General features: G+C 71.1%; 5 protein-coding genes, 1 tRNA gene and 1 pseudogene. 5 read left to right on the plus strand and 2 right to left on the minus strand.

The features are described from left to right. Positions 1-158: 158 nt before the first annotated feature. A complete protein-coding gene (locus EBN88_RS25465) occupies positions 159-647 on the minus strand; it encodes a YajQ family cyclic di-GMP-binding protein (protein ID WP_122399403.1) in 489 nt (162 codons plus the stop codon). A gap of 133 nt (positions 648-780) precedes the next feature. Here EBN88_RS25465 and EBN88_RS25470 point away from each other — a divergent pair. From EBN88_RS25470 to fxlM, 5 genes and pseudogenes are all read left to right on the plus strand, one after another. Then, positions 781-862: transfer RNA gene (locus EBN88_RS25470), tRNA-Tyr, on the plus strand. Positions 863-1,245: 383 nt separating this feature from the next. After that, positions 1,246-1,764, plus strand: a complete 519-nt coding sequence (locus tag EBN88_RS32775; protein WP_407703463.1) for a WXG100 family type VII secretion target — start codon at positions 1,246-1,248, stop codon at positions 1,762-1,764. A gap of 46 nt (positions 1,765-1,810) precedes the next feature. Continuing rightward, positions 1,811-5,803 carry a DUF6531 domain-containing protein gene (locus tag EBN88_RS25480; RefSeq protein WP_122399405.1) on the plus strand — a complete coding sequence of 1,331 codons (3,993 nt, stop codon included), beginning with the start codon at positions 1,811-1,813 and terminating at the stop codon, positions 5,801-5,803. Next, a complete protein-coding gene (locus tag EBN88_RS25485; protein ID WP_158621525.1) occupies positions 5,800-6,471 on the plus strand; it encodes a hypothetical protein in 672 nt (223 codons plus the stop codon). The genes EBN88_RS25480 and EBN88_RS25485 overlap by 4 nt, the downstream gene beginning before the upstream one ends. Positions 6,472-6,599: 128 nt before the next feature. Continuing rightward, positions 6,600-7,883 (plus strand): annotated as a pseudogene (gene fxlM / locus EBN88_RS25490) (methyltransferase, FxLD system); the annotation flags it as partial. Between the two features lie 28 nt (positions 7,884-7,911). Here fxlM and EBN88_RS25495 read toward each other — a convergent pair. Beyond that, on the minus strand, positions 7,912-9,678 hold a 1,767-nt coding region (locus EBN88_RS25495; RefSeq protein WP_122399408.1), incomplete at its 5' end, for an AAA family ATPase.

The raw sequence follows: 9,678 nt of genomic DNA on the forward strand, positions 1-9,678 counted from the left end.
TCCCCGGCGCGGGCTCGGCGGCGCGCTGCCGCCACGCCAGCTCGAACGCGGCGCGGAGTGGTCGGATCACGCCCACCCCCGCCTCCCGCCGCCGGCGGCGGCGTGCGCCGGGCCGGCCGGTCGCCGCCCCTCCGGCCGTCGTCCCCCCGGCCGTCGGCTCACCGGTAGTTGACGAACTGCACTGCGAAGTCGAAGTCCGCCTCCTTGACCAGGCGCTGGACCTCCTGGAGGGCGTCCCTGCTCTTCGAGCTGACCCGCAGCTCGTCCCCCTGCACCTGGGCCTTCACGCCCTTGGGGCCCTCGTCCCTGATCAGCTTGGCGACCTTCTTCGCGTCCTCGGTGGAGATGCCCTCCTTGATGCTGGACACCAGGCGGTACTCCTTCCCTGAGGCCGTGGGCTCGCCGGCGTCCAGCGCCTTGAGCGAGATGCCGCGCTTGACGAGCTTGGACTGGAAGATGTCCAGGACGGCCTTCGTCCGCTCCTCGGCGTTGGCCCGAATCTCGATCAGCTCCCCCGACCAGGCGATCGAGGCCCCGACGCCACGGAAGTCGTAGCGCTGCGAGATCTCCTTGGCGGCCTGGTTGAGGGCGTTGTCGACCTCCTGCCGATCGACCTTGGAGACGATGTCGAAACTGGAGTCGGCCATGGTGGTGTTGGCTCCTCACACATCCGGGATCGGGCACGGTCGCCGACAGCCTAGCCACCAGCGCCCCCGTTCGACCCGGCCGAACCGAGTGGCGAACCACCCCTGCCGATCGGGTATGGTTTACCCGCAGCAAGGCGGTGTGCCCGAGCGGCCAAAGGGAGCAGACTGTAAATCTGCCGGCTCAGCCTTCCCAGGTTCGAATCCTGGCGCCGCCACAGTGCGAGTAAGGCCCTCTGACCAGCGAAATCGGCTGGGCGGGGGGTCTTTTCGTCCGGGCTGAGCCCGGGCCGCCCGGGCCGCTCGGGCTGGGCTGCCCGGGCCGGGAACGGGCGGGGCGGTGGCAAGCCGGGGGTGGGCCGGCCCGTGACTCCTGTCCGGTTCCGCCCGACCCGAGTCGCCCGCTTTTCGTCGCCGCCTCGGCCCCGTCGGGCCCCCCGCGAGACACCACCCTCGGCGTGATTCCGTGGCCACCGCCGAGGGTGTTCCATGGCCGGGTAGATCGCACGTTGGTTCGACGCAGTAATTAATATGGTGTCAGGAGCCGTTTCCTGGGGGTGGGATCGTCATGTCACGGCCGTCTGACTGGTCTCCGGTGGACATGGACCGGGACCCGACACCGGGTGATCCGGACGAGGTCCGTGAGCTCAGCGAGGAATTACAGGAGTTCGCCGATGATGTCGGCGAGGCACTGGGGAAGATCCGTGGCCTCGCCTCCGAGCGCGCGGTGCTGGACTGGGCGGGGCTTTCGGCGGACGCGTTTCGCCGGGAGTTCGAAGGCGTGCCGGACAATCTGACAAAGCTGGAGGACAGCTACGCCCTGAGCGCCGACGCGCTGAACTCCTATTGGCCCAAACTTCAGACCGCACAGGGGATGGCTGATCGCGCGTTGGATCGAGCGAATCTCCGCGCAGGCCGACCTCGCGTCGGCCCAGTCCGCCCTGGGCGACGCCACCGACTGGCTCGGACGCGCCGGCGAGGAGGCCGAGCGGCTTCAGCGGGAGGGCGAGCGGGAGAACGTCGAGCCACCGGACGAGAACGACGTTCGGGCGGCGGCACGGGACCAGCAGGCCGCCGAGGCGGCAGCCACCGCCGCCCAGGGGCGCGTCGACGACGCTGAGGAACGCCTTTCCGCCGCCCGCCAACTCGCCCAGGATGCCCGGGAGATGCGGGAGGAGGCCGCCCGTGTCTGCGCCCAGGGCATCGAGGAGGCGTCCGACGCCGGTATCCAGAACCGGCGGTGGTGGGAGAAGGCCATCGACTGGGTGACGGACAACTGGGACACGCTCGTCGACGCGTGCAAGCTGGTCGTCGCCGTGCTCGGCATCGTGGTGATGATCATCGGAGGGCCACTCGCCTGGGTGGTGCTGGCCGCCGCGATCGTGGTCCTGGCCGACACGCTGATCAAGTATGCGCGAGGCGAAGCGGGACTGCTCGATGTCGCTTTTGCGGCATTGGACTGCATTCCGGGGATGAAGGGTCTGACGACTCTCGGTGGTCTGGCGCGGGGTCTTCGTTCGGCTGCCTCCACCGGGTTGGCCGGGCTGCGGATGGGGGTGCGCGGGTTGGGGCGGGCGGCGCGGCGGACCGGGCGGCAGGGGGACGCGCTGTTCTGCCGGACCGACCCGATCGACATGGCGACGGGTGACATGGTGCTGGATGCCGTGGACGTGCAACTCCCCGGTGTCCTGCCCTTGGTGCTGCGGCGCCATCACCGCAGCACACTGCGGGACGGGCTGTGGTTCGGCCCGTCCTGGACATCCACGCTGGACCAGCGACTGGTTCTGTCACCGCAGGGTGTGCGGCTGATCACGGACGACGGGATGGTCCTCCACTACCCCAGGCCGATCGTCGACGAGCCGGTGCTGCCCGTGGAGGGTCCACGCTGGGAGTTGTCCTGGGACGGACACCCCGGCGGGGCGATGGAGGTACGTCGTCCGGAGTCCGGTCTGGTCACACGCTTCGCGCCCGCCCCGGGTCAGCCGGGGGGAGTGCTCCCTGTCGCTGCCGTCCGTGACCCCAACGGCAACGAGATCACCTTCCTCCACGACGAGTCCGGGGCGCCGAAGGAAGTGCGCCACCATGGTGGTTATCGCCTGGGCCTGACCGTGGTGGATCGCCGTGTGACCGCGATCCGTCTGCTGAGTCATCCGGAACGGCCGGTGCTGACGCGCTACGCCTACAGCGCCCATGGTGACCTGTCCGCAGTGGTGAACTCCTCCGGCCTGCCCCTCCTTTTGCACTACGACGAGCAGCATCGCATCACGGGCTGGGTGGATCGCAACGAGTTCCGGTACCGCTACCACTACGACGAGCAGGGCCGCTGCGTCATCACCGATGGTTCGGAGGGCGCCCTGTCCAGCCGGGTGGACTACGACGCCGACACATATCGCACCGTGTTCACCGACTCCCTGGGGCACACGACGGTCTACCAGTTCAACGACAGCTACCAACTCACCACCGAGACCGACGCGTTGGGGCACCACACGCACCGCTCCTGGGATCGCTACGACCGGTTGGAGTCGGTCACCGACCAGTTGGGGCGCGTCACCCGGTACGAGCATGACGAACGAGGTCGCCGCACCGCCGTCATCACCCCCGACGGCGGGCGCACCGAGATCATCCCCTGGGAGTTCGGGCGGTGGGCCGGGGTCACCGATCCCGACGGTGCCCACTGGTCCCGGGAGTATGACGAACGCGGCAATCTCACCCGGATCGTTGACCCGGCGGGAGGGGTGGAAACCTTCCAGTACGACGAACGCGGTGCCACCGTCCGGCACACCTCGCCGGCGGGCGTCACGCACGAGTTCAGGAACGACGCCGCCGGGTTGCCGACGGCGGTCACGGGCGATGGCTCGATGGACGTACGCCTGCGGCGGGACGCGTTCGGCAGGGTCGTCGCCGTCGAGGAGGTCGGCGGCGGAAGCGTTCGATCTACCTGGAGTATCGAGGGCGCCCTCCTCTCCCGGACCCTCGCTGACGGGCGCACCGAGCGCTGGACCTACGACGGCGAGGGCAACCTCGTCGAGTCGGTCGACGCCGCTGGGGGCCGAACCCGTCACAGCATCGGCGTCTTCGACCAGACAGTGGAGACGGAACTGCCGAGCGGTGCGCGCTGGCGGCGCGTCTACGACACGGAGTTGCGCCTGCGCACTGTCATCAACCCCGCTGGCCTGACCTGGACCTACGAGTACGACGCGGTGGGGCGGTTGGTCGGCGAGACCGACTTCTCCGGACGACGGGTGACCTATGAGTACGACGCCGCCGGACAGCGGATCGGGCAGACGAACGGCGCCGGTGAAACGATCCGCCGCGCCTTCAACGCCAGGGGTGACATGGTCACCCAGACCATCGGGGACCAGACCGCGCACTTCACCTACACCGCCGCCGGCCTGATGACCGGCGCCGCCAACGAGACCGTCGCGCTGCGATTCACCCACGATCCGCTCGGACGTGTCATCGAGGAGAGTTCCGACGACCACCGCACGCTCTTCGGCTACGACGCCGACGGCCGACGCGTCTACCGCCGGACGCCGGCCGGTGTCGAATCCCGCTGGGAATGGGCCGGCGCCGACATGCCCGAGGCCGTACATGTCGCGGGGCGGACCATCACCTTCGCCCAGGGGTCCGGTGACTCCCGCGACCGGGAAGTGGTCCGTCACCTGCCTGGAGGGGCGCGTGTCGAGCAGTCCTGGGACGTTCTCGCGCAGTTGAGCGAGCAGCTTGTCACCGCGCGGGGTGACCGGCGGCTCCTGCACCGCACCTACGAGTACGGTCCCGAAGGCCATCTTCGGTCGATCCAGGAGGTCACGCCCCACGGCGACAACACCAGGCGACTCGTCACGGATGCTGCCGGCCGTGTCACCGCCCTGCGCGGCGGCACTCAGCCCGAGGAGCGGTACGCGTACGACGCCTCGGGGAACATGACGGTCGTTGTCGCCCCGCAGTTGCCGAACACCGTCGATGAGGGGCCTCACGATGCCCCGGACTCGCCCCAATCCGACGTCATGGATGGGATCAGGGTCACGCGGGTCGGCCGGACACACTACGACTACGACGGTCAGGGCCGCGTTGTCCGCCGTCGTCAACGGCGACTCTCGGGTCAGACGCGCGAGTGGCGCTACCGGTGGAACGCCGCCGACCAACTCACCGAGGTGTGGACGCCCGACGGGAGCCACTGGCGCTACTCCTATGACGCGCTGGGGCGACGGGTCGTCAAACAACACATCGACCGCAGCGGCCGGATACTCCGGGAGATCCGGTTTGTCTGGGACGAGACCAGGGTCGCTGAGCAGAGTGTCGACGAGGGTTCGGAGAGGCGGACCACCACGTGGGAGTGGGAGCCCGAATCCCATCGGGCCATCGCACAGACCGAGCGGCGCTTCCTGCGGCACGCCCGGCAGGAGGAGATCGACGAGCGCTTCTACTCCATCATCGCTGACCTGGTCGGAACGCCTACCGAACTAGTCGATGAGGCTGGTGACATCGCCTGGCGCCGGCGGACGACGCTGTGGGGCTGGGCTCCGGACACCACGTCCGAACCGGGCGGCGCGGAGGACGCCTCGCCCCGGTGCCCCCTGCGGTTTCCTGGCCAGTACCACGATGACGAGACACATCTTCACTACAACCTCTTCCGGTACTACGACCCGGAAGCCGGTTGGTACTGGAGTCCGGATGCGCTCGGGCTTCACGTGTCCGACCATCCCTACCGATACGTCGACCACCCCCAGCTGGCCAGCGACCCCCTCGGCCTGGCACCGTGCCTTGCGGAACAACTCGCCGGCAGAGCGTCCGAGTTCGCCGGTTCACAGTCGGCACGTACGCAGAGTCACCAGACGGTGGCGGTCGTCCGGGTCCGAACCCCTCATGGGGAGCTGGACCTGGTCGCCGGCAGTGGCTCCGGGCTACGGAGACCGCAGCCATCCATGGTGGACCCGTCGCGGGTGCCGCCCGAGTGGGCTGTGCCGAACATCGCCGGGACCCACGCGGAGCAGAACGCGCTCCTGTACGCGAACTCCCAGGGCTGGACCCCCATCGCCGGGGGCGCGTCCAGGCAGGTCTGTCCCGACATCTGCGCTCCTCTCATCAGGGCGGGGGGAGGCCGGGTCACCGGTAACGTGATGCCGAACGAACAGAGGCCAAGGACATTCGAATGGTGAACCTTCCCGCCCGGATCGCGACGCTCACGGAGTCGGGAGCGCCGGCCGCACAACGGATCTTCGCCGCAGCCGGAGTGGAACGCGCTGCGGCGTGTGCACTGTGGGCGCTCAGCACACAGGAGGAGCGTTCGGCGGACGCGGACTTCTATATCGCCGCGTTGGAACAGTTGTGGTCATCGGAAACACCCCCGAGGTCGTTCGTCACGCGGCTGAGCGCCTGGACCGACGGGCTGCCCGAGTTCGCCGAGGAGGACCCCCCCGGAGGAGTGCCGGGCTACGTGTTCGAGGGGGTTCTTCTGTTGGAACTCGCGGCCAAGGCGACCCTCGCACCGGACGAGCCCGAAACTCTCGGCCAGGTCTCCGATGCCCTGCTGGACTTCGCCAACACACTCGACCAGGAGGAGAGCACGGACGACCCGCTCACCCCTGGGAGTTTCGACTTCGCTCAGGTCTTCTCCGGCCCCAGGGAGCCCCAGGGGCGGCACTGTGTCGGTGAGAAGGAGGAACAGCTCCACACGCTGAGTGCGTTGGTGGGCGCTGAGGTCGGGGCGGTTCCGGCTGAGGACACGGTGCTCGAGCTGCGGGCACGCGCCCGCGCGGTGGGACGGCAGCGACTGGAAGCCCTCAAGGCGGCTCAGTCGCTGCGCAAGCCGTGGGAGCCTCGTTGACGAGGCGGCTACCGCATCTGCACGGACGCGCCCAAGGGCGCGGCAAGGGACGTCGGGGACGTCGCGCCACGCGCCTCCCGTCGCGCCATGATCGTCAGGGAGGCCGGGGGCCGATAGCGTCGGGGGTGATGAACCACGACACCCTCGCCCCGCCGGCGGCCTCCGCCGCCGTGCTCCGCGACGCCCTCGTCGACCAGCTCACCACCGTCCGCACCCCCGCCGTCGAGGCCGCGATGCGGGCCGTTCCCCGGCACCTGTTCGTGCCCGGCGCCTCGCTCGCCGACGCGTACATCAACGCCCCGGTGCACATCAAGCACCAGGCCGACGGCACCTCGATCTCCTGCGCCTCCCAACCCAGCGTGGTCGCCCAGATGTTGGAGCAGCTCCAGGCGCGGCCCGCCGACCGGGTCCTGGAACTGGGCGCCGGCAGCGGCTACAACGCGGCGCTGCTCGCCACCCTCGTCGGCGACGACGGGCATGTCACCACCGTCGAGATGGACGGCGACCTGGTGACCGGTGCCCGCGCCCACCTGGCGGCGGCCGGCATCAGGAACGTCGAGGTGGTGCCGGGCGACGGCGCGCTCGGCCACGCCTCGGGGGCGCCCTACGACCGGATCGTGGCCACCGTCGGCGCGCACGGTGTGCCGCCCGCCTGGCTCGACCAACTCGCGCCCGGCGGGCGCCTCCTCGTGCCGCTGCGGCTGGCGGGCAGCGTCTGCCGTTCCGTCGCCTTCGAGCGGTCGGAGCGCGCGGAGCGGTCCGAGGGGTCGGCGGCATCGAAGGGCGCGAAGGGGCGGTGGCGTTCGGTCAGCAGCGCGCTGAACACGTTCGTTCCGCTGCGCGGCGAGACCGCGGGCGACCCGCGTCGGGTCGTTCCGCTGACCGCCGACGGTTCGGTGCGGCTGCCGGTCGGCGCGGGCCAGCCCGTGGACGCCGAGGCGCTGTCCGACGTGCTGGCCGCACCGCGCACCGTCGCCTGGACGGGCGTGCGCTACCGGGCGATGGAGTCGCCGGAGTGGATGGAGCTGTGGCTCGCCTGTGCGCTGCCGTCCGGCCTCAACCGGATGCTCTTCCCGCTCGCCGCCAAGGGCGGCCTCCTCGCCGACGACCCGTACCCCTCCTCCTCGGCCGCGTTCGACGGGGGCGCGCTCGCCTACCTCGCCCGGCGGCTGTCGGAGCGGACGACGGAGGACGGCGGGAAGCTGTGGGAGTTCGGCGTCGTCGGGCACGGTCCCGGGGCCGACGGCCTGGTCGACCGCGTGGTCGAGGCGATGCGGGCCTGGGACCGCGACTGGCGGGGCCGCGAGGCGGCCTTCGAACTGCTGCCGACCGGGGCCGATGCGCCCGAGCCGGGGCCCGGGCGCTTCGTGCTGGACACGCCGCTCAACCGCCTGGTGGTCGACTGGAGTTGACGCCGGGAGGGCCGGCGCGGTCACGGGGTCACGCCGGCGGCGGGACGTCCTCCGGGAGGAGTTCCGTGAGGGCGGCGGTCGGGGCCGGGTCGGCGACGCGTTCGCGGGCGGCGATGCGGCGGGCCTGGGCGAGGCGCATCGTCTCCAACAGCTTGCGGATCTCCCGCGCGTTGCCCCGCGCGAAGGTCCCGGCGTGCGCCTCGACATGCGCGCGGACGGCGTCGAGGGTCGCTGGCCCGAGCGTGAACCCCGCCTCGACGGCGTGCCGGGTCAGGATGGTGACCAACTCGTCGTGGCCGTACGGCGGGAACTCCACGGTGTCGGAGAAGCGGGAGGCCAGCCCCGGGTTGGCGTCGAGGAACGCGCGCATCTCGGCGGTGTAGCCGGCGGCGATCACCACGACCTCGTCGCGGTGGTCCTCCATCAGCTTGACGAGGGTGTCGATCGCCTCCCTGCCGAAGTCCCGCTCGTGGTCCGTGCGCGCCAGCGCGTACGCCTCGTCGAGGAACAGCACGCCGCCCCGCGCGCGTTGGAACGCCTCGGCGGTCCGCGCCTCCGTGTGCCCGACGAACCGGCCCACCAGGTCGGCCCGGGAGACCTCCACCAGCTGGCCACGCGCCAACAGCCCGGTCGCGGCGAGGAGTTGACCGTAGAGGCGGGCGACGGTGGTCTTGCCGGTGCCGGGCGGGCCCGAGAAGACCAGGTGCCCGGCGAACGGTTCGCTGCTCAGGCCCTCCCGCCGGCGGCGCCGCTCGGTGGCCAGCAGGTCGAGGACGTCGCGCACCCGGTCCTTGACCCGCGCCAGGCCGACCATGCCGTCCAGCCGCTCCAGCAGCGCGTCCACCTGGCCGCCGTCGCCGTCCTCGCCGTGCCGCAGGCCCAGGCCACGGTCGATGACGCCGTCGAGGTCGGCCGGCAGCAGCTCCGTCAACTCCTCGGCTGAGGGCGCCTCCAGCTCGGCCAGCCGGAGCGCCTGCTGTTCCAGCGCCGCCTCGAAGATCCGCCGCGCCTCCCGCCCGTTGCCGTACCGCTCGGTGCGCCGCACGCCCCGGAAGTGCGCCAGCAGCGCCTCGCCGGTGGCCTCGGGGACCCGGAGGCCGTAGCGGTCGGCGGTGCGCCGGAAGATCTCCACCAGTTCGGCGGGGCCGTAGTCGGGGAACTCGATCGTCCGGGAGACGCGGGAACGCAGGCCCGGGTTGGCGTCGAGGAACGCGCGCATCTCGGCCGAGTAGCCGGCGAACACCACGACCACCTCGTCGCGGTGGTCCTCCATCAGCTTGACCAGCGCGTCGATGGCCTCCTGCCCGAAGTCCGTGCCCACGCCGAACTGGCGGGAGAGGGTGTACGCCTCGTCGACGAACAGCACGCCGCCGCGCGCCCGTTGGAACACCGCGCGGGTCTTCTGCGACGTCTCGCCCAGCCCGACGCCGACCAGCTCCGCCCGGGAGACCTCGACGAAGTGGCCGGAGGAGACCGCGCCCAGCTCGGCGAGCAGTTTCCCGTAGAGGCGGGCGACCGTGGTCTTGCCGGTGCCGGGCGCGCCGGAGAACACCACGTGGCGCCCGATGGGCGGCCCCTCGGGCAGCCCCGCCCGCCGCCGCTGCTCGGCGATCCGCAGGAACGCCACCAGCTTGTGGATCTCCTGCTTGACCTCGGCCAGGCCGACCATCGCGTCCAGCTCGGCCAACAGCTCGTGTTCGTCCGCCCGTTGCCCGCCCCGGTCCGGGGGGCGCGCGGCGGGCGGCTGCGCGCCGGGCGCGGAGCCGGCGTGGGACGGGGGCGCGGCGTCGGCCGC

The sequence above is a fragment of the Streptomyces triticirhizae genome (genome assembly GCF_003696235.1).
In the GTDB taxonomy this organism is placed as follows: domain Bacteria; phylum Actinomycetota; class Actinomycetes; order Streptomycetales; family Streptomycetaceae; genus Streptomyces; species Streptomyces triticirhizae.

What these genes read in the sequence shown, in the direction of transcription:
- EBN88_RS25465 (WP_122399403.1), bottom strand. Translation starts at nt 647, where the DNA reads ATGGCCGACTCCAGTTTCGACATCGTCTCCAAGGTCGATCGGCAGGAG.
- EBN88_RS32775 (WP_407703463.1), top strand. Translation starts at nt 1,246, where the DNA reads ATGGACCGGGACCCGACACCGGGTGATCCGGACGAGGTCCGTGAGCTC.
- EBN88_RS25480 (WP_122399405.1), top strand. Translation starts at nt 1,811, where the DNA reads ATGCGGGAGGAGGCCGCCCGTGTCTGCGCCCAGGGCATCGAGGAGGCG.